This is a genomic window from Streptomyces sp. NPDC008163 (assembly GCF_042956885.1).
In the GTDB taxonomy this organism is placed as follows: domain Bacteria; phylum Actinomycetota; class Actinomycetes; order Streptomycetales; family Streptomycetaceae; genus Streptomyces; species Streptomyces drozdowiczii_A.
Map to the genome: position 1 here is coordinate 1 of NZ_JBIBHG010000024.1, position 18,494 is coordinate 18,494.

Consider the following 18,494-nt stretch of genomic DNA (forward strand, 5'->3'; position numbering starts at 1 on the left):
CGTGAGACCTCGCAGATGTTCATCACCGGTCCGGACGTCGTGAAGGCGGTCACCGGCGAGGAGATCACCCAGAACGGCCTGGGCGGCGCGGACGTGCACGCGCAGACCTCGGGCGTCGCGCACTTCGCGTACGACGACGAGGAGACCTGCATCGCCGAGGTCCGCTATCTGCTCTCCCTGCTGCCGCAGAACAACCGTGAGAACCCGCCCGTGGCACCGACCGCCGACCCGGCCCACCGCCGCTCGGACACCCTTCTGGACCTGGTGCCGGTGGACGGCAACCGCCCGTACGACATGGCGGAGGTCATCGAGGAACTGGTGGACGACGGCGAGTATCTGGAGGTCCACGAGCACTGGGCGCGCAACATCATCTGCGCCCTGGCCCGGCTGGGCGGCGAGGTGGTGGGCATCGTGGCCAACCAGCCGAAGTCGCTGGCCGGGGTGCTGGACATCGAGGCGTCCGAGAAGGCCGCGCGCTTCGTGCAGCTCTGCGACGCCTTCAACATCCCGATCGTGACGCTCCTCGACGTGCCCGGCTTCCTGCCCGGCGTCGATCAGGAGCACGGTGGGATCATCCGGCACGGCGCGAAGCTGCTCTACGCGTACTGCAACGCCACCGTGCCCCGTATCTCGCTGATCCTGCGCAAGGCGTACGGCGGCGCCTACATCGTCATGGACAGCCAGTCCATCGGTGCGGACCTCACCTACGCCTGGCCCACCAACGAGATCGCGGTCATGGGCGCGGAGGGCGCCGCCAACGTCATCTTCCGGCGGCAGATCGCGGAGGCCGAGGACCCCGAGGCGATGCGTGCCCGCATGGTCAAGGAGTACAAGACCGAGCTGATGCACCCCTACTACGCCGCCGAGCGGGGGCTCGTGGACGACGTCATCGACCCGGCCGGGACGCGCGAGGTCCTGATCGCCTCGCTCGCGATGCTCCGCACCAAGCACGCCGACCTCCCGGCCCGCAAGCACGGCAACCCCCCGCAGTAGAGGCTCTCTGGATCTCCCTTGTAAACAGGGCACGCGGTTTGGTATTGACAAACCGCGCGCCCTGTTTTTAGCTTCGCTGATGACTCATGCGTGAAGAGGGGGAGCACCATGGACATCGAAGTACTGGGCGCGCTGGCCGTCACCGAGGGCGGGATCTCCGTCACTCCGACGGCGCCGAAGGCCCGTCAGGTGCTGGCGCTCCTGGCCGTGCACGCCGACCGTGTCGTCTCCGTGCCCGACCTGATCGAGGAGCTGTGGGGCGGGAACCCGCCGCGCAGCGCCCGTACCACCTTGCAGACCTACGTGCTGCAGGTGCGCGAGCTCATCGCCGCGGCGCTGGAACGCGCCCCGGGTGACACCTCGTCGCGTACGGCCAAGGACGTCCTGGTCACCACTCCCGGCGGGTACATGCTGCACACCTCGGGCGGGACGGTCGACGTCCGTGAGTTCGAACGGCTCGTCGGCTGCGGATACCGCACGAGCGACGCGGGCGATTTCCGGCGCGCCGCACGCGAACTGCGCGAAGCGCTCGCCCTGTGGACCGGCTCCGCCCTCGTCGACGTACGGACGGGGCCGCGGCTGGACATGGAGATCCGGCGTCTGGAGGAGACCTGGCTGTGCGCCCTCGACCAGCGCATCGACGCCGACCTGCGCCTCGGCCGGCACCGCGAGCTGCTGAGCGAACTCACCGTCCTGGTCAGCCGCTACCGCACGCACGAGAACCTGCACGCCCACTACATGGTCGCCCTGCACCGCTCGGGCCGGCGCAGCGAGGCGCTGGACGCCTACCACCGGCTGCGGACCAGGCTCGTCGGTGAGCTGGGGCTCGAGCCATCCGCAGGGCTGCAACGACTGCAGCGCTCCATTCTGAAGGCCGGGTCCGCACCGGCACCCGGGACGGCCGCCCCCGACGCCGGCGAACGGCTGACCCAGGTCGGCTGAACGCACGGGTCCCACGGTCCCGGGAGGGCGACATGCAGGAGAGATCGGAGCGCACCAGGTGCCGGCTCATCGACGGCGCGGCGGAGCTGTTCACCCGGAGCGGGTACGCGAGTGCCACGCTCGGCCAGATCGCCGCCGCCGCGGGCGTGACCAAGGGAGCCCTGTACTTCCACTTCCCGTCGAAGGACGCGCTGGCCGACGTGGTGGCGCTCCACGGCAGCGCCCTGCTCGGGGAGTTCCTGGACGAGCGGCGGGCCACCGGCGACGGGCCGGTGCAGCGCCTCATCGACCTCACGCACTGGCTCGCCCTCGTCCGCCGCGACGACCCGGTCGCCCGGGCCGCCCTCCGGCTGGCCGACGACGGTGTGACCGGGCCGGGCGGCACCGGCGGCCTGCGCCGGGCGTGGCTCGCCGAGGCGCGCCGCCTGCTGGCCGAGGCCGAAGCGGCGGGTGAACTGGGCGGGGACGCCCGGCGCGACGGTGCCGAAGCGCTGCTCGCCGCCCTGATGTACGGGATCGCGCCGCCCGGTACGGACCGGACCGCCGGGTCCGGGACGCGGCCGGAGGACGGCGGCGCGCTGTGGCAGCTGCTGCTGCCGGTCCTGGTGGGCCCCGGGCGGACCGGCCGCTACCGCACGGTGCCGCCACGGCCCCGGGCCGAGGCCGTGCGGGCCGCGTGACATGGTCTGCGCCCCCGCCGACGTCCTGGCCACGCTGCTCGGCCTGCTGGCGGACGTCATCCGTCGCGACGCGTGCACGCTGCACCCCTGGCAGCCGTTCCCGGAGATCGGCCTCGACTCGCTGCTCGGGACGGAGTTCGTGGCGACCGTCAACGCCCGTTTCGGCACCGCCATCAAGGGGGCGGCCGTTCTGGACCACCCCTGCCTGGAGGCGTTCGCCCTGCATGTGGCGCGGGAGGCGCGGTGCGTGGCGGCACCCGCGCCCGTCGTCGCCCCGGCCGCGCCGCCGTGCCGTCCGCTGCCTTCGGCCGACGAGTTGCGCGAGGAGCTGGCGCAGGTGCTGGCCTGCGATCCGTGGGACCTGGACCCGTGCACCCCGTTCAGCGATCTGGGGGTCGACGCCCGGGCGGGCGCGGAGTTCATGACGGTGGTCAACCGGCTGTACGGGCTACGGGAGCGCGCCGTCGTCCTGCACGACCACCCGGACCTCACCGCGCTCGCCGCTCACCTGGCCACGGCCTGAGGGCCCGCCGCCTGAGGGCCCGCCGTCGCGGCGTTCAGGCGGCGGGTCAGTTCCAGCTGCTGCCTGGCCAGCTCGTCCACCCGGCGGCGCAGCCGGTCCAGTTCGTCCAGGACGCCGGGGGCCACGGGCGCGGACAGGCCGGGGGAGTGGGTGAGCACCGACTCCAGGCGGCCGCGCAGCGCCGGGCCCGGTTCGATGCCGAGGGCGGCGACCAGGCGGCGCCGGGCCCGCTCGTACACCCCGATGGCCTCCGCCTGGCGGCCGCTGCGGTACAGGGCGACCATCAGCAGGTCGTAGAAGCGCTCGCGCAACGGGTGGTCGGCGGTCAGCCGTTCCAGGTCGCCGACGCACTCGCCGTGCCGCTCGCAGCGCAGCCGTGCCGCGTACAGCGCCTCCAGCGTCGTGAGCCGCATCTCGTCCAGCCGGTCGGCCTCCGCGGCGCACACCGGGCCCCTGCGGCAGTCCTGGAGCGCCGGGCCGCGCCACAACTCCAGGGCGCCGTGCAGGATCCGCGCCGCCCGTGCCGGGTCGGTGGCGACGGCCGCCCGCCCCTCGGCCGAGCGCCGGGTGAAGCGCTGGACATCGGTGGAGGCGTCGCCCAGGTCGAGCAGGTAGCCCGTCGGCAGGGTGCTGATCCACACATGGCCGTAGTCGCCGGGCGTGGGCAGCAGCCGCCGCAGCCGGGCCACATGGGCCTGGAGCGCGTTCGCCGCGTTCCCGGGAGGTGCCCCGTCCCACAGCTCCGCCGCCAGCCGGTCCACGTCGAGCAGCACCCCGGCGTGCGTGACGAACGCGGCGAGCAGCGCGCGCTGTTTGGAACCGGCCGGGACGATGTCCGCGCCCCCGGCCGCGTCGTGGACCATGACCGGACCCAGCAGCCGGAACTCCACGGGGCCGTTCGCGGGGACGGGCCGCGCCGCCTCCGCGCGCGGGGTGGCGAGGACGCTCATCGGGTGGCTCTCCCTCGTAATCCGGTCACGGCATGGACGGTAACGACCGGCAGGTGGCCGGGGGAGGCCGCCCGAGCGCCCCTCCAGCCGTCGTCCGCGTGTTCTTGAGGCGGTGCCCCGGGGGCCGCAATCCGGCCGCAACGCCTGCTTGGAAAGCTGCTCGAACGCCGATCGAGAGAATGAGGCGCACGGGGTGGCCGGGGTTAGCGTGCCTGGCGCCGACGGCTTTCGGCCACGGGGGCGAAGGCGCCGGCGCACGCGATCACGGCCGGGCCCACCCCGGCCGGTCCTTGGGGAGGCCACCGTGCGCATACAGGTTCTGGGTCCGTTGAGTGCCGAGGTCAACGGGATGTCGATCGTGCCCACCGCGGGCAAGCCGCGACAGCTCCTCGCGCTGCTCGCCTTCCATCCGGGCCGCGTCGTGCCCGTGCCCACCCTCATGGAAGAGATCTGGGGCAGCAACTCGCCGCAGAGCGCCATGACCACCCTGCAGACGTACATCCTCCAATTACGCCGCCGGCTCGGCACCGCCATGGGGCCCGACACCCCCGGCTCCGCCAAGGACGTCCTCGCCACCCGGCACGGCGGCTATCTGCTCCAGGTCCCGCCGGACGCCGTCGACGTGCACCGGTACGAGGAGCTGGTGACGGCCGGGCGCGGCGCCTTCGACCGGGGCGAGGACGCCCGGGCGTCCTCGCTGTTCGGCGAGGCGCTCGCCATGTGGCAGGGCTCCGCGCTGGTCGACGTACGGCTGGGCCCGGTCCTCGACATCGAGGTGATGCGGCTGGAGGAGTCGCGCCTGGTCACCGTCGAGCGGCGGATCGACGCGGACCTGCGCTGCGGCCGGCACACCGAGGTCCTCGCCGAGCTCACCGACCTGGTCATGCGCCACCCCCAGCACGAGGGGCTGCACTCGCAGGCGATGGTCGCCCTCTACCGGTCCGGACGCCAGGCCACCGCCCTCGACGTCTACCGCAGGCTGAGGCTGCGCCTCGTGGAGGAGCTGGGCGTGGAGCCGTCGCCGCAGATGCAGCGGCTGCACCGGGCCATGCTCACCGTCGACCCGGCGCTCGATGTGCTCAGCGGGCCGCGCGGGATGTCCACGTTCGATCTGTACGCGGCCTGAGCCGAGGTCCAGCACCGTTCGAGTGGGAATGACCAGACTGCGGTCGGGGAGGGCCCGGGCCGAGGGCCCGGACCCCTACGCGAGAGGACGGCCCATGTCCGACGAACGGCCCGTACGGCTCCACTGCTTCGCGCACGCCGGAGCGGGCGTCTCCGCCTTCTACGGCTGGGGCCCGCGCCTCGGCCCCGGCGTCGAGACCGTGCCGCACCTGCTGCCCGGCCGTGAACGCCGGCGCTCCGAGCCGCGTCTCACGAGCCCGGCCGGACTGCTCGCGGACCAGCTGCCCCACTTCACCGGCGAGGGCGGCGAGGGCGGCGACGCCCCGTACATCCTGTACGGGCACAGCCTCGGCGCCCTCGTCGCGTACAGCGTCACCCGGGCCCTGCACGAGGCGGGGCTGCCGGGTCCCGCGCTGCTCGTCGTCGGCGCCTGCCCGCCGCCCGACCGGCTGTCCGCCCTCGCCGACCAGTGCCGGGCGGGCGACGAGGAACTGCTGCGCCTGCTCGGCGAGGCCAATGCCCTGCCCGCGCGCGCCCGGCCCGGCGACTTCTGGCACCAGGCCGTGCTGCCGGTGCTCCGTGACGACCTCGTCCTCGCCCACGAACTGCGGACGGCCGCCCGCGCACCCTCGCCGGCCGGGCCGCTCGCGGTCCCCGTGCTCGCGGTGGCCGGTGCCGACGACCCGCTGGCGCAGCCGGAGGCCATGGCGCAGTGGCGCGCCTGGACCACCGGCCCCTTCGCCGTCCGCACCGTGCCCGGCGACCACTTCTTCCTGCGGGGCCACGAGCTGCCCCACCTGGTGGGCCGCGCCGCCCGTGTCGTGCGCCGCCTCGTCCCGCAGCCGGCGGGCGCCCGATGAGGCGGGTCGTCATCACCGGGGTGGGAGTGGTCGCCCCGGGCGGCACCGGCACCGCCGCGTTCTGGTCGCTGCTGACGCAGGGCCGTACCGCCACCCGCCGCATCACCCGCTTCGACGCCACGTCCTTCCGGTCCCGGATCGCCGCCGAGGCCGACTTCGACCCCGCGCACCACGGCTTCGACGCCGCCGACGCCCACCGCCTGGACCGGGTCGCGCAGTTCGCGCTCACCGCCGCCCGTGAGGCCGTCGCCGACAGCGGCATCGACCTGGCGGCCGGGGGCGAGCGCACCGGCGTCTCGCTGGGCACCGCCGTCGGGTGCAGCAGCGGGCTCGACGAGGTGTACGCGCACGTCAGCGAGGGCGGCGCACACTGGCTGCTGGACCCGGCCCGCGCGGAGGAACGGCTGGGCGACTACCTCGTGCCGAGCTCCGTGGCCGCCGAGGTCGCCCGGGACGCCGGGGCGCTCGGCCCCGTCGCCGTCGTCTCCACCGGGTGCACCTCCGGCCTGGACTCGCTCGGGCACGCCGCGGAGCTCATCCGCGAGGGCAGCGCCGATGTGATGCTGGCCGGGGCGTCCGAGGCGCCGATCACCCCGATCACCCTGGCCTCCTTCGACGCGATCCGGGCCACGTCCGCGCGCAACGACGAGCCGGAGACCGCCTCGCGCCCCTTCGACCGGACCCGGGGCGGCTTCGTCCTCGGCGAGGGCAGCGCCGTACTCGTGCTGGAGGAGTACACGCACGCGGTACGCAGGGGGGCGCATGTGTACGCGGAGATCGCGGGGTTCGCCAGCCGCTCGAACGCGTACCACATGACCGGACTGCGCCTGGACGGGCGGGAGATGGCGGAGGCCGTCCGGATCGCCCTGGACGAGGCGCGGCTCGACCCGACCGCCGTGGACTACGTCAACGCGCACGGCTCGGGCACGAAGCAGAACGACAAGCACGAGACGGCCGCCTTCAAGGCGAGCCTGGGCGAGCACGCCTACCGGGTGCCCGTCAGCTCCATCAAGTCCATGATCGGGCACTCGCTCGGCGCGATCGGCTCCCTGGAGATCGCCGCGTGCGCGCTGGCCATCGAGCACGACACGGTGCCGCCCACCGCCAATCTCCACGAGCCCGACCCGAGCTGCGACCTCGACTACGTGCCGCTCGTCGCCCGCGAGCAGCGCACCGACACCGTCCTCAGCGTCGGCAGCGGATTCGGCGGCTTCCAGAGCGCGATGGTGCTCACCGCACCCCGGACGGAGGCACACCGATGACCGCCCCCGCACCCGTCCGCACCGCGACCGCGGCCGTCACCGGCATCGGGATCGCCGCACCCGGCGGTGTCGGCACGGAGACCTGGTGGGCGGCGGTCCTGCGCGGGCACCGCGCGATCGGCCCCGTCACCCGGTTCGACGCCTCCGGCTACCCGGCCGTCCTCGCCGGTGAGGTCACCGGCTTCGAGGACGCGGCGCACGTCCCGGCCAAGCTGCTCCCGCAGACCGACCGGGTCACCCGGCTCGCCCTCACGGCGGCGGCCGAGGCCATCACCGGTGCGGACATCGACCCGGCCGCCCTGCCCGAGTACGGCATGGGCGTCGTCACCGCCAACGGCGCGGGCGGCTTCGAATTCGGCCAGCGCGAGCTCCAGGAGCTGTGGAGCAAGGGCAGCCGGTACGTCGGCGCCTTCCAGTCCTTCGCCTGGTTCTACGCCGCCAACTCCGGGCAGATCTCCATCCGGCACGGGCTGCGCGGCCCCAGCGGAGTCGTCGTCTCCGAGCAGGCGGGCGGCCTCGACGCGATGGCCCAGGCCCGGCGCCAGCTGCGCAAGGGCGGCCGGGCCGTCCTCACCGGCGGCTTCGACGCGACGGTGTGCCCGTGGGGCTTCACCGCCCAGCTGGCCGCCGGGGGCCTGAGCACCCGGCGCGACCCTGCCGACGCCTACCTGCCGTTCTCCGCCGACGCCTCCGGGCACGTCGTGGGGGAGGGCGGCGCCCTGCTCGTCGTGGAGGACGGCGACGCCGCGCACGCCAGGGGGGCCCGCGTCCTCGGGACCGTCGAGGGCTGCGCCGCCACCTTCGACCCGGCGCCCGGACGCGGCGCGCCCCGGCTGCTCGACGCCGCACGCCTCGCCCTCGCCGACGCCCGGGTCGACGCGGCGGACGTGGACGTGGTCTTCGCGGACGCCGCCGGGGACCGGGACGCCGACCGCGCCGAGGCCGCCGCGCTCACCGAACTCTTCGGCCCGTACGGGGTGCCGGTGACGGCCCCGAAGTCGCTGTTCGGGCGCCTCGGTTCGGGCGGGTCCGCCCTCGATCTGGCAGCGGCCCTGCTCGCCCTGCGCGACCAGGTCGTCCCGCCGGGCGCACCGGTCGGGCGGCTCGCCGACGACTGCCCGGTGGACCTGGTGACCGGTGCGCCACGCCCGGCGCGGCTGCGGCACGCGCTGGTCCTCGCCCGGGGCCGGGGCGGCTTCAACGCGGCGGCGGTCGTGCGCGCGCCCGGGGGCGCCGTACACCTCTGAGCACCACCCGAACGCACACCCGTACCAGGAGGGGAACACCGTGGACCGCCTGCACCTGACCGACCTTGCCGCCCTGCTGCGCGCCGCCGCCGGCAGCGACGAGGGCGTGCCCCTGGACGAGGCCGCCCAGGACACCCTCTTCCTCGACCTCGGCTACGACTCGCTGGCCCTGCTCCAGGTCACCGGCGTCATCGAGCGCGACCACGACGTGGCGCTGGACGAGGAGGCGCTGGACGAGGCGCAGACGCCGCGCGCGTACCTCGATCTCGTCAACGGGGCGCTGGCGGCCCGGTCGGCGGCCTGAATGACGGACGGCCGGCTCACCGAGATCGCCGACGGTGTCCACGCCCACGTGCAGGGCGACGGCGGCTGGTGCCTGAACAACTCCGGGCTGCTCGCCGACGGCGGTGAGAGCGCGCTGATCGACACCGTCGCCACCCTGGACCGGGCCCGCGCCCTGCGCGCCCGGATCCTCGCGGTCACGGACCGGCCGCCCCGGTATCTGGTCAACACGCACTTCCACGGCGACCACACCTTCGGCAACTGCGTCTTCCCCGAAGCGGCCGTCGTCGGCCACGCGCGGGCCCGGGACGAGGCCGCAGCGGCGGGGCTGCACCTGACGGGGCTCTGGCCCGAGGTGCGCTGGGGGGACCTGGAGGTCGTCGTCCCCCAGGTCACCTTCGAGGAGCGGATGACGCTGTACGTGGGGGAGCTGCGGGCCGAACTCCTGCACGTGGGGCCCGCGCACACCTGCGGCGACACCGTGGTGTGGCTGCCGGAGCGCCGCGTCCTGTTCGCCGGTGACGTGGTGATGAACGGCGTCACCCCGTTCTGCCCCATGGGCTCGGTCAGCGGCTCGCTGCGCGCCCTCGCCACCCTGCGCGCCCTGGAACCGCTCACGGTCGTCCCCGGCCACGGGCCCGTCGGCGGTCCCGGACTCCTCGACGCCGACGCGGGATACTTCCGCCGCCTCCAGGAGCTCGCCCGCGAGGGCGTCGCCGCCGGCCTGACCCCGTACGACCTGGCCCGGGAAGCGGGGCCCGGCCCGTACGCCGGGCTCCTGGACTCCGAGCGCCTGGTGCCCAACCTGCACCGGGCGTACGCCGAGGAGCGCGGCGCCCTCCCGGGCGCGCCCCTCGACATCGGGGCGCTGTTCCGGGAGATGGCCACGTACCACGGCGGTCTGCCGGTCTGCCGCGCCTGACGCCCCGCGCACCCCTCAGACGAGCACCGGGGCCGGGTAGCCGGCCGTGAGGTCGTCCCGCGACACCACGCGGCTGCGGACCCGCAGCCGGCCCCGGCAGCGCACCAGTTCGTCCGCCATCACACAGAACCGGGACACCGCCGGAACGCCGCCGCGCGCCGTCGCGAAGACCAGGGCGTAGGCGCGGGTGTGCAGGACGCCGCCCGGGCGGACGTCCACGTCGAGCATGCCGATCCAGTGGCGCAGCTGCCCGCCCTCGCGTTCCTGCCGGGCCCGGTTGCGGTGGACGTTGGCGGCCAGCTCCGCCCGCCCGTGCACCGGGCTGTCCAGCGTGGGCACGCTGAACACGGCGTCCTCGGTGAAGGTGGCGGCCCAGCGCTCGGCCTCGTGCCGGTCGAAGAGCTGCATCTGGTGCGCGTAGAACTGCTGCACCTCGGCGTACAGCGAACCGAATTCCGAGGTGTCCGGCGCGGGTCCGGTGAGGTGCGTGGTGTCGGCCGTCATCGTGTCTTCCTTTTCCTCCGCAGGGTCTTCGGGCGGTTCTCCGTCACCTTCCGTGGTGCTGATCGAGCGCTCTTCGAAGATTCCTCAAGCGCACCGGCGGAGGGTGAAGGCAATCCGGAGGTAAAGGCCGCCGGTGTACGACGGAAACGGAAGGGGACCCCGGTGCGCGACACCCCGTACGGCGAACTCCCGGTGGACGGACTGCTGCGCCGCGCCGCCCTGCGCGACCCCGACGGCACCGCCGTGCGCACCGCGACCCGGGTGCTGCGCTTCGCCGAACTCGACGCCTACGCCGACCGGATCGCCGGATGGCTCGCCTCGGCGGGCGCCGGGCGCGGCACCCGGGTCGGGGTCACCCACGCCCTCACCCCGGAGTTCGCCGCCGCCTACCACGGGGTCGTGCGGGCCGGGGCCACGGTCGTGCTGGTCAACCCGCTGCTCCCGCCGGACGGGCTGCGCCATGTGCTCGGTGTGTCCGGCGCCGAGACCGTCCTCGCGCCCGCCCCGACCGCCGCGTCCCTCACCCGGATCGCGCCCGGGCTGCCCGCGCTGCGCACCGTCGTCGTCATGGACGCGCCCGACGGGCGGGCCCCCGCCGGGACCGTCCCCCTGCACGAGCTGATCGCCGGGGCGCGGCCGTACACCGGGCCCGCCGCGTCGCCGGACGAGGTGGCGTGCGTGCAGTTCACCACCGGGACCACCGGCGCCCCGAAGGGGGTCGTGCTGACCCATCGCAACGTCGTCGCCAACGCCTGGCAGACCGCCGACGCGCACGGCCTGACCGGTGCGTCGGTGACCCTCAACCACCTGCCGCTCTACCACGTCATGCACCTCAACTCGGCCCTGTACGCGGGCGCGTGCCAGGTCCTCTGCCAGGACCCGGACCCCTACGCCTCGCTCGGCGCGGCCGCCGACGCGGGGGCCACGCACTACTACGGGCTGCCCGCCCGGCTGCACGCCCTGGCCGCCGACGAGCGCCTGGCGGCGGGCGGTGCGCCGGACGGGCTGCGGCTGACCGCCGTGCTGTCCGGCGGATCGGCGCTGCGGCCGCAGGCGGCGGGCGTCCTGGAACAACGGCTCGGCGTGCCCGTCATCCAGGGGTACGGCATGGCCGAGCTGTCCCCGCTGACGCACAGCCAGCGGCCCGGCCGCTACCGCCCCGGCACCGTCGGCTCCGTCGTCGCGGGCACCGAGTGCCGCGTGGTGGACCTGACGACCCGGCGCCCGCTCGGCCCCTGGTCGGCCGGCGAGGTCCTGGTGCGCGGGCCGCAGCTGATGGCCGGTTACCTGGACGAGACGCGGCCCGCACCGGTCGACGCGGACGGCTTCTTCGCGACCGGTGACGTCGGCCGCCTGGACGACGAGGGCAATCTGAGCCTGGTCGACCGGCTCGCCGACGTCTTCAAGTACGACAACGAGATCGTCTCGCCCAGCCGCATCGAGCGGATCCTCGCCGACGACCCCCGGGTCGCCGACTGCCTGGTCGCGGACTGGCCCGACCCCGAGCACGGCGCCCTGGTCTGGGCCGGGATCGTGCTGCGCGAGGACGCCGGGGCGGGCGGCGACCCCTACGGCCACGGCGTGCTCGACGTGCTCGACGCCATCACCGAACGCGCCAACGACCGCCTCGGCCGCTTCGAGCAGATCCGCTTCGCCGAGGCCATCGACACCGTGCCGCGCACCCCCACCGGGAAGCCCCGGCGCCGCGCCGTGCGGCAGAAGCTGCGGGCCAGCGCAGCGCTGTGACCGCCCGACCGTCCGTTCCGCCACCCACCCCGGGAGACCGACCATGGTGAACTCCGGCACGGAGCCGGCCGCCCCGCCGCAGGTGCTCGTCGCGGGCGCCGGCCCCGTCGGCCTGACCGCCGCCCACGAACTGGCCCGCCGCGGCCTGCGCGTCCGCCTGATCGACGCGGCCCCCGGCCCCGCGCGCACCAGCCGCGCCGTCGCCACCCACCCGCGCACCCTGGAGACGTACGACCAGATGGGCGTCGTGGACCCCATGCTCGCCCGGGGCCGCCGCAACGCCGCCTTCACCATGTACGCCGAGGGCCGCCGCCTGGTCCGCCTCCAGGCCGACTACGAGACGATGCCGACCGCTTACCCCTTCACGCTGGTCATCGGCCAGACCGACACCGAGGCCGTGCTGCGCGAGGCGGTGGCCCGGCTCGGCGTCGGCATCGAGTGGGGCGTCCGGCTCACCGGCCTCGACCAGCACCCGGACGGGGTGCGCGTGACCCTGGAGGACGCCGACGGCACCCGGAGCACCGCGGACGTCTCCTGGCTGGTCGGGTGCGACGGCGGCCACAGCACCGTCCGCAAACTCCTCGGCCTGGAACTCGCCGGCACCAGCAGCGAGACCTGGATGCTCGCCGACGTGCCCGTCACGATGGACCTGCCGCCCGACACCATCTACTGGGCGCACACCGGCGGACAGGCCCTGATGATGGTGCCGTACGCCCGCGAGGGCCACTGGCGCCTCCTCGACACCGTGCCGGACCGCGACCCCGCCGGTGCGGAGGAACGCCTCGGCGCGAAGCTGTCCAAGGGCCTGGGCCGTCAGGTCACCGTCGGCCCCAGCGAGTGGACGTCCGTCTTCACGTTCCAGCAGCGCAGGGTCGACCGGATGCGCGAGGGCCGGGTCTTCGTCGCGGGCGACGCCGCCCATGTGCACAGCCCCGCCTCAGGACAGGGCATGAACACCGGCATCCAGGAGGCGTACAACCTGGCCTGGAAGCTCGCCCAGGTCGAACAGGGCCACGCCGCGGACCGGCTGCTCGACAGCTACGGCGCCGAGCGCGTGCCCATCGGCGCCGCCCTCCTCGACTCCACCCGCACCGCCACCGTCCTGGTGCAGCTGAAGAACCTGCTCGCCGCGGCCGTGCTGCCCGTCGTCTTCACCGTCGTACGCAACGTCACCCCGCTGCGCCGCGCCATTCAGCGCAAGGTCCTCGGCGGGATGTCCGGGCTGCGCATCGGCTACGGCGCGTCCCCGCTCACCACCGCCGGGGCCGCCGCCACCGGGCCCGCCCCGGGCGGCCGCGCCCGGGCCGTCGCGCTGGACGGCCTGGAGCCCACCGTGCGCGAGGCGTTCGCGCGCGAACTGCGGGACGTGCGCTGGAGCCTGCTGCTCGGGGCGGGCGGCTCCGGACCCGGCGACGTGCCCGTGGGCGTCGCCGTCACCGCGGCCGCCCAGTACGCCGAATGGCTCTCCGTGCGCACCCTCGGCGGGCGCGCCGACGGCTCCGAGGGCCCCGCACCGCTCGCCGACCCCGGCGCCGCGCTGCGCACCGCGCTCGGTCTGCGCCCCGGCTCCTGGCTCCTCGTGCGGCCCGACGGGTACGTCGCCGCGCGCGGGCCCGTGCTCAGCCGGACCGCGCTGGACCGGGCCCTCGCCCCGGTCGGCCCGTCCGCCCCGCTCGCGCTGCCGGCCCGTGTGGAGCCGCGCGCCGTTTCCGTACCCCCGGCCACGACGAAGGAGCACCGCTCATGACCGCCACCTCCGAGACCCGTCCCGTCGCCCTGGTGACCGGCGGCACGAGCGGCATCGGCCTGGAAGTGGTCCGTACGCTCGGCCGCGCCGGACACCGCGTCTTCCTGTGCGCCCGCACCGACGCGGCCGTCAAGGAGACCGTCGACGCCCTGCGCGACGAGGGCCTGGACGTCTCCGGGCAGGCCGCCGACGTGCGCTCCCGCGAGGACGTCGCCGCCCTCGTGAGCGCCGCCGTCACCGCGTACGGGCCGCTCACCGTCCTCGTCAACAACGCCGGGCGCAGCGGCGGCGGCGTGACCGCCGAGCTGACCGACGAGCTCTGGTACGACGTCATCGACACCAACCTCAACAGCGTGTTCCTGGTGACCCGGGAGGCCCTGGCGAACGGCGGGCTCCAGGACGCCGCAGCCCGGGGCCGGATCATCAGCATCGCCTCCACCGCCGGCAAGCAGGGCGTCCTGCTCGGCGCCCCGTACAGCGCCTCCAAGCACGGCGTCGTCGGCTTCACCAAGGCCCTCGGCCGCGAACTGGCGCCGACCGGGGTCACCGTCAACGCCGTCTGCCCCGGCTACGTCGAGACGGCGATGGCCCAGCGGGTGCGCGCGGGGTACGCCGCCGCCTGGGACACCACCGACGAGGACGTCCTCGCCCGCTTCGAGGCGAAGATCCCCCTCGGGCGCTACTCCACCCCGGAGGAGGTCGCGGCCCTGGTCGGCTACCTGGCGTCCGGGCCCGCCGCCTCGATCACCGCGCAGGCCCTCAACGTCTGCGGCGGCCTGGGCAACTTCTGACCCTCCCGGACCGCCCGCGCCGCGCGGGCGGGGTCCACGAACAACCGAGAAAGAGGTGTGTGGTGTCGGACGTACGTGTGCACCGGACGAGGCACAGTGTCGACGTGGACGCCCAGCCGGGCGTCGTCTACGGGCTGATCGCGGACGCCGAGCGCTGGCCGCTGTTCTTCCCGCCCAACGTGCACGTGGAGCGCCTGGAGTTCGACGGCCGCGACGAGCGGCTGCGCATGTGGGCGACCGCCAACGGCGACGTGCGGTCCTGGCTCTCCGAGCGGGCCCAGGACCCGGCGGCGCGCCGCATCACCTTCCGGCAGACCCGGCCGCAGGCCCCGGTCGAGACCATGGAGGGCACCTGGATCGTCGAGGAGCGCCCCGGCGGCGGGACCCGGCTGGTGCTGCTCCACGACTTCACCGTCGCCGGGGACCGCCCCGGGGACGTGCGGTGGGTCGAGACCGCGTGCGACACCAACTCCCGGGCGGAACTGGCCGGTCTGAAGGGGATCGCGGAGCGCTGGACCCTCCTGGACGACCTCGTCCTGTCCTTCGAGGACTCGGTGCGCGTCCACGGCCCCGCCGAGCTGGTGTACGACTTCCTGTACCGCGTCGGCGACTGGCCCGAGCTGGTCCCGCACGTCTCGCGCCTCGACTTCACCGAACCGGCCCCCGGTGTCCAGGTCATGGCCATGGACACCGTCACCGCCGACGGGAGTACGCACACCACCGAGTCCGTCCGCATCTGCTTCCCGCACGCCGGGCGCATCGTCTACAAGCAGACCGCCACCCCCGTCCTGATGGAGGCGCACACCGGCGAGTGGTCCGTGGTGCCCGACGCGACCGGCGTCACCGTCGTCTCCCAGCACACCGTCGTCCTCCGCGAGAGCGCCGTCGAACAGGTCCTGGGCGCGGGCGCCGGACTGCCCCAGGCCCGCCGTTACGTACGCGAGGCGCTGGGCCGCAACTCCACGGCCACGCTCAACCTGGCGAAGCGGCACGCGGAGACCGCGATCCGCATGCTGTGAGACACCCCTGGGCCCTGTCCGGAGCGCCCGTGGAGCGGTTCCCCAGCCGTTCTCGACCGCCCTGCGAGCAGCCGCCCGCAGGGTCGAGCCACACCCACCCGCACCCCGTGCCCGTACGACGAAGGAGGCGGACGCCGCCGTCATGACCAGCCTCGCAGAGATCCCCGGGCGCCCCGCCCCCACCTCCTCCCCCGCCCCCGGCCGCGCGGACGCGGACGCCCTCGAACGGGCGCGGCGCCTGGAAGCACGGCTCGGCGACCCCTACGACCCCGTCAACCCGCACGGGTTCGCCGCCCTGTTCGACGCCGACGCCCGCAGTACCCCGCCCGAGGCGACCGAGGCCCTGCTCACCGAAGAAGGGCTCGGCGCCGAATTCGTGCCCGTCGCCCTCGGCGGCCGGCTGACCCGCGCCGATCTGCTGGCCCGGGCCGTGCGGCCGGTGTTCCGGCGCGACCTGGGGCTCGGCATGGGCCACGGCCTCATCTCGCTGTTCGCGGCGGGCGCCGTGTGGGCGGCCGGGGACGAGCCGCAGCGCCGCGCGACCGCCCGCCTGCTGCTGGACGGCGGCCGGATCGCGATCCTGCACCACGAACTCGCCCACGCCAACGCCATCCTGCGCCACGAGTTCACCGCCCGCCCGGCCCCCGGCGGACGCCAGATCAGCGGCCGCAAGGACGTCATCCTCAACGCGTCCCGCGCCGACCTCCACGTCGTCTACGCCCGCACCGACCAGGCCCCCGGCCCGCGCGGCCACTCCGTCCTGCTGCTCGACCCGGCCGGACAGGACCCGGCCCACCTGCGCCACCTGCCCCGGGTCGAGAGCACCGGAATGCGCGGGGCCCTCTTCTCCGGCCTCGAATTCGCCGAGCTGCCCGTGCCCGAGGACGCGCTCGTCGGCCACCCCGGCGACGGGGCCGCCATCGCCCTGCGCGCCTTCCAGGTGAACCGCAGCCTGATCTGCGGGCTCGTCACCGCCGCCGCCGGAACGGTCCTGCACTCCGCGGCACGCGCCGCGACGGAAGGCCGCGCGAACGGCGTCGCCCGGCGCTGGCACAAGCCGCTCACCGGAGTGTTCGCCGACCTCCTGGCCTGCGACGCGATGTCCACCACCGTCCTGCGCGCCCTCAGCCTGCTCCCCGCGAGCGCCCACCTCTTCGCCGCCGCCGTCAAATACGTGGTTCCCGAACTGCTGCGGGAGAACCTGGAAGAGCTCGCCACGGTCCTCGGCGCCCGGGGCTACGACCACGCGAACCCCGCGTACGGGGCGCTCGGCAAGCTCGGCCGCGACCTGCCCGTCGCCGGGCTCGGGCACGCCGGATCCGCCTCCTGCCAGTCGGTCCTGGTGCCCCAGCTGCGCGGCCTCGCCGAACGCTCCTGGTTCGCCGAGGCGGAGCCGCCCGCAGAGCTGTTCACCGCCGGCGCCGCGCTGCCCCACCTGGACTACCGGCTCCTCGGCATCGCGGGCGGCGGCGACTTCATGGCCGCCTCGCTCGCCGCGACCGCCGAACGGCTCGTCCCGCTCCGCGACGCCGGCGGACACACCGGCGCGCTGGCGGGTCTCGCCGAGGCGTTCGCCACCGAACTGCGCGGGCTGCGCGCCCAGTGCCGCCGCATCCCGCCCGGCCCCGCCGCCCTCGCCGACCCGGCCGTCGTCCGGCTCAGCGACCGCTACAGCCGGATCGTCGGCGCGGCCGCCGTGCTCGCCGTCCAGGAGGGCCAGGACGGCACCGACCCGTTCCTCGCCGACCCCGCCTGGGCCGTCCTCGCCCTCACCCGGGCCGGGCAGCGCCTCGGCATCCCGGTGCCCGCCCTGCCCGACGGCGTCCAGGACCAGGTGCTCGCCGAGCTGCTCCGCCGGCACGACCAGGGCCTGGGCTACGACCTCGACGCACTCCCGTACGCGCCCTAGCGCTCAGGAAGGCAGGCCATGACGACCATCCCCGCGCCCGGTGCCGGGCGGATCAGCGCACCCCTCCACGTCGCGGGGCCCGGCGCGCCCTGGCACCTGGTGCGCGAGGCCATGGACCGCCACGGCAACGCCGTCGTCCACACCACCTGGGGCGAGTGGCTGGGGGCGGCCGTCACCCAGCCGGCGCTGCGGCAGCTGCTCGGCGGCGACTGGCAGCGCTACCGGCGCACCCAGGACCCCACACTGCGCTACCGGTTCCTCGCCTCACGCCTCGTCACCAAGTACACCGCGGCCGCCGCCCTGCGCACCGGACCGGCCGAACTCGACCTCGCGTACCGGATCGGCGGACGCCCGTATCTGCGCAGCCTCGACCAGATCGACGTGAGCCTCACCCACACCGAGGACATGATCGCCGTCGGCATCAGCCGCAACGGCCGGATCGGCGTCGACGTCGAACCCGCCACCCGGCCCATGTCGTACGACCTGCTCCAGGGACACGTACTGACACCCGGCGAGCGCGCGGCGCTGGAACACCTGCCGGAGGAGGAGCGGGCGGCCCGGCTGCTGCGGCTGTGGACGCTCAAGGAGGCGTACACCAAGGCGCTCGGGCAGGGACTGCGGCTCGACTTCACCCAGTTCGGCTTCGCCGGGGGCGGCGGCGAACTGCTCGCGCCCGACGGCCGGCCCGCCGCCGACGGCGAATGGTCGTTCGACACCCACCGGGTCCTGGGCGGGCGGTACATGCTCAGCGTCGCCTGCCACGACACCGGCCTGGCCGGCTCCGCCGACACGACGGTCCGCACCATGCTCGACACCGGGTTCGCGGGGGCGGTCACCGAACTGCTCGGCTGAATCGTGTCGCACTCGGCCCCGCGTCCAGTCCCGCTGGAGGAAGACGCGGGGCCTGTGCATGCCCGCGTACGGTACGGAACCGGTCGCCTCCCCGACGGAATCCTGCGGGACCACGGCGCCCCACCACCGGACCACCGCCG

At 74.8% G+C, this 18,494-nt stretch carries 18 protein-coding genes; 16 read left to right on the forward strand and 2 right to left on the reverse strand.

Translation table 11 applies throughout. The annotated features are described in order from the left end of the window. The 4 genes from ACFZAT_RS33010 to ACFZAT_RS33025 all read left to right on the forward strand — a co-directional run. Positions 1-993: carboxyl transferase domain-containing protein (locus tag ACFZAT_RS33010; protein WP_391269575.1), on the forward strand; the 993-nt coding region annotated here is incomplete at its 5' end. Positions 994-1,101: 108 nt separating this feature from the next. Next, entirely contained in the window at positions 1,102-1,935 is an 834-nt protein-coding gene (locus tag ACFZAT_RS33015) for a BTAD domain-containing putative transcriptional regulator (protein ID WP_391269577.1), read from the forward strand. A gap of 32 nt (positions 1,936-1,967) precedes the next feature. After that, positions 1,968-2,615 (forward strand): ScbR family autoregulator-binding transcription factor, encoded by a 648-nt coding sequence (locus ACFZAT_RS33020; protein WP_391269579.1) that lies wholly within the window; start codon positions 1,968-1,970, stop codon positions 2,613-2,615. Between the two features lies 1 nt (position 2,616). Next, positions 2,617-3,138 (forward strand): phosphopantetheine-binding protein, encoded by a 522-nt coding sequence (locus ACFZAT_RS33025; protein ID WP_391269581.1) that lies wholly within the window; start codon positions 2,617-2,619, stop codon positions 3,136-3,138. Here ACFZAT_RS33025 and ACFZAT_RS33030 read toward each other — a convergent pair. Then, positions 3,120-4,088 carry a BTAD domain-containing putative transcriptional regulator gene (locus ACFZAT_RS33030; RefSeq protein WP_391269582.1) on the reverse strand — a complete coding sequence of 323 codons (969 nt, stop codon included), beginning with the start codon at positions 4,086-4,088 and terminating at the stop codon, positions 3,120-3,122. The two genes, ACFZAT_RS33025 and ACFZAT_RS33030, sit on opposite strands and share 19 nt — an antisense overlap. A 304-nt stretch (positions 4,089-4,392) precedes the next feature. Between ACFZAT_RS33030 and ACFZAT_RS33035 the strand changes: the two genes are divergently transcribed. From ACFZAT_RS33035 to ACFZAT_RS33060, 6 genes are all read left to right on the forward strand, one after another. Beyond that, a complete protein-coding gene (locus ACFZAT_RS33035) occupies positions 4,393-5,214 on the forward strand; it encodes a BTAD domain-containing putative transcriptional regulator (protein ID WP_391269584.1) in 822 nt (273 codons plus the stop codon). Between the two features lie 94 nt (positions 5,215-5,308). Beyond that, positions 5,309-6,073: a thioesterase domain-containing protein gene (locus ACFZAT_RS33040; RefSeq protein ID WP_391269586.1), complete on the forward strand. Its 765-nt coding sequence runs from the start codon at positions 5,309-5,311 to the stop codon at positions 6,071-6,073. Continuing rightward, on the forward strand, positions 6,070-7,335 hold the full coding sequence (locus tag ACFZAT_RS33045) for a beta-ketoacyl-ACP synthase II (protein WP_391269588.1): 1,266 nt from the start codon (positions 6,070-6,072) through the stop codon (positions 7,333-7,335). Before ACFZAT_RS33040 ends, ACFZAT_RS33045 begins: the two co-directional genes overlap by 4 nt. Next, positions 7,332-8,582 carry a beta-ketoacyl synthase N-terminal-like domain-containing protein gene (locus ACFZAT_RS33050; protein ID WP_391269590.1) on the forward strand — a complete coding sequence of 417 codons (1,251 nt, stop codon included), beginning with the start codon at positions 7,332-7,334 and terminating at the stop codon, positions 8,580-8,582. Before ACFZAT_RS33045 ends, ACFZAT_RS33050 begins: the two co-directional genes overlap by 4 nt. A 40-nt stretch (positions 8,583-8,622) precedes the next feature. Then, positions 8,623-8,886 (forward strand): phosphopantetheine-binding protein, encoded by a 264-nt coding sequence (locus ACFZAT_RS33055; RefSeq protein WP_391269592.1) that lies wholly within the window; start codon positions 8,623-8,625, stop codon positions 8,884-8,886. Next, entirely contained in the window at positions 8,887-9,786 is a 900-nt protein-coding gene (locus tag ACFZAT_RS33060) for an MBL fold metallo-hydrolase (protein WP_391269594.1), read from the forward strand. It begins immediately after the preceding gene. A 15-nt stretch (positions 9,787-9,801) separates the two neighbouring features. On the opposite strand, the gene ACFZAT_RS33065 is transcribed toward ACFZAT_RS33060, so the two are convergent. Beyond that, positions 9,802-10,290 carry a nuclear transport factor 2 family protein gene (locus ACFZAT_RS33065; RefSeq protein WP_391269596.1) on the reverse strand — a complete coding sequence of 163 codons (489 nt, stop codon included), beginning with the start codon at positions 10,288-10,290 and terminating at the stop codon, positions 9,802-9,804. Positions 10,291-10,452: 162 nt separating this feature from the next. Here ACFZAT_RS33065 and ACFZAT_RS33070 point away from each other — a divergent pair, with 162 nt between their 5' ends. The 6 genes from ACFZAT_RS33070 (at position 10,453) to ACFZAT_RS33095 (ending at position 18,354) form a co-directional block, all read left to right on the forward strand. Beyond that, entirely contained in the window at positions 10,453-12,036 is a 1,584-nt protein-coding gene (locus ACFZAT_RS33070) for an AMP-binding protein (protein ID WP_391269598.1), read from the forward strand. Positions 12,037-12,079: 43 nt separating this feature from the next. Beyond that, entirely contained in the window at positions 12,080-13,783 is a 1,704-nt protein-coding gene (locus ACFZAT_RS33075) for an FAD-dependent oxidoreductase (RefSeq protein WP_391269601.1), read from the forward strand. Next, positions 13,780-14,574 (forward strand): SDR family NAD(P)-dependent oxidoreductase, encoded by a 795-nt coding sequence (locus ACFZAT_RS33080; RefSeq protein WP_391269603.1) that lies wholly within the window; start codon positions 13,780-13,782, stop codon positions 14,572-14,574. Before ACFZAT_RS33075 ends, ACFZAT_RS33080 begins: the two co-directional genes overlap by 4 nt. Positions 14,575-14,636: 62 nt before the next feature. Beyond that, positions 14,637-15,593 (forward strand): SRPBCC family protein, encoded by a 957-nt coding sequence (locus ACFZAT_RS33085; protein ID WP_391269605.1) that lies wholly within the window; start codon positions 14,637-14,639, stop codon positions 15,591-15,593. Between the two features lie 142 nt (positions 15,594-15,735). Next, on the forward strand, positions 15,736-17,502 hold the full coding sequence (locus ACFZAT_RS33090) for an acyl-CoA dehydrogenase family protein (protein ID WP_391269607.1): 1,767 nt from the start codon (positions 15,736-15,738) through the stop codon (positions 17,500-17,502). An 18-nt stretch (positions 17,503-17,520) separates the two neighbouring features. Beyond that, the gene (locus ACFZAT_RS33095) at positions 17,521-18,354 is read left to right on the forward strand and encodes a 4'-phosphopantetheinyl transferase superfamily protein (protein ID WP_391269609.1); all 834 of its coding nucleotides are present in this window, start codon (positions 17,521-17,523) and stop codon (positions 18,352-18,354) included. Positions 18,355-18,494: the final 140 nt, after the last annotated feature.

Excerpts from the sequence above, each read along its gene's own strand:
- ACFZAT_RS33015 (WP_391269577.1), top strand. The coding sequence starts at position 1,102 with ATGGACATCGAAGTACTGGGCGCGCTGGCCGTCACCGAGGGCGGGATC.
- ACFZAT_RS33020 (WP_391269579.1), top strand. The coding sequence starts at position 1,968 with ATGCAGGAGAGATCGGAGCGCACCAGGTGCCGGCTCATCGACGGCGCG.
- ACFZAT_RS33025 (WP_391269581.1), top strand. The coding sequence starts at position 2,617 with ATGGTCTGCGCCCCCGCCGACGTCCTGGCCACGCTGCTCGGCCTGCTG.
- ACFZAT_RS33030 (WP_391269582.1), bottom strand. The coding sequence starts at position 4,088 with ATGAGCGTCCTCGCCACCCCGCGCGCGGAGGCGGCGCGGCCCGTCCCC.
- ACFZAT_RS33040 (WP_391269586.1), top strand. The coding sequence starts at position 5,309 with ATGTCCGACGAACGGCCCGTACGGCTCCACTGCTTCGCGCACGCCGGA.
- ACFZAT_RS33045 (WP_391269588.1), top strand. The coding sequence starts at position 6,070 with ATGAGGCGGGTCGTCATCACCGGGGTGGGAGTGGTCGCCCCGGGCGGC.
- ACFZAT_RS33050 (WP_391269590.1), top strand. The coding sequence starts at position 7,332 with ATGACCGCCCCCGCACCCGTCCGCACCGCGACCGCGGCCGTCACCGGC.
- ACFZAT_RS33060 (WP_391269594.1), top strand. The coding sequence starts at position 8,887 with ATGACGGACGGCCGGCTCACCGAGATCGCCGACGGTGTCCACGCCCAC.
- ACFZAT_RS33065 (WP_391269596.1), bottom strand. The coding sequence starts at position 10,290 with ATGACGGCCGACACCACGCACCTCACCGGACCCGCGCCGGACACCTCG.
- ACFZAT_RS33075 (WP_391269601.1), top strand. The coding sequence starts at position 12,080 with ATGGTGAACTCCGGCACGGAGCCGGCCGCCCCGCCGCAGGTGCTCGTC.
- ACFZAT_RS33080 (WP_391269603.1), top strand. The coding sequence starts at position 13,780 with ATGACCGCCACCTCCGAGACCCGTCCCGTCGCCCTGGTGACCGGCGGC.
- ACFZAT_RS33090 (WP_391269607.1), top strand. The coding sequence starts at position 15,736 with ATGACCAGCCTCGCAGAGATCCCCGGGCGCCCCGCCCCCACCTCCTCC.
- ACFZAT_RS33095 (WP_391269609.1), top strand. The coding sequence starts at position 17,521 with ATGACGACCATCCCCGCGCCCGGTGCCGGGCGGATCAGCGCACCCCTC.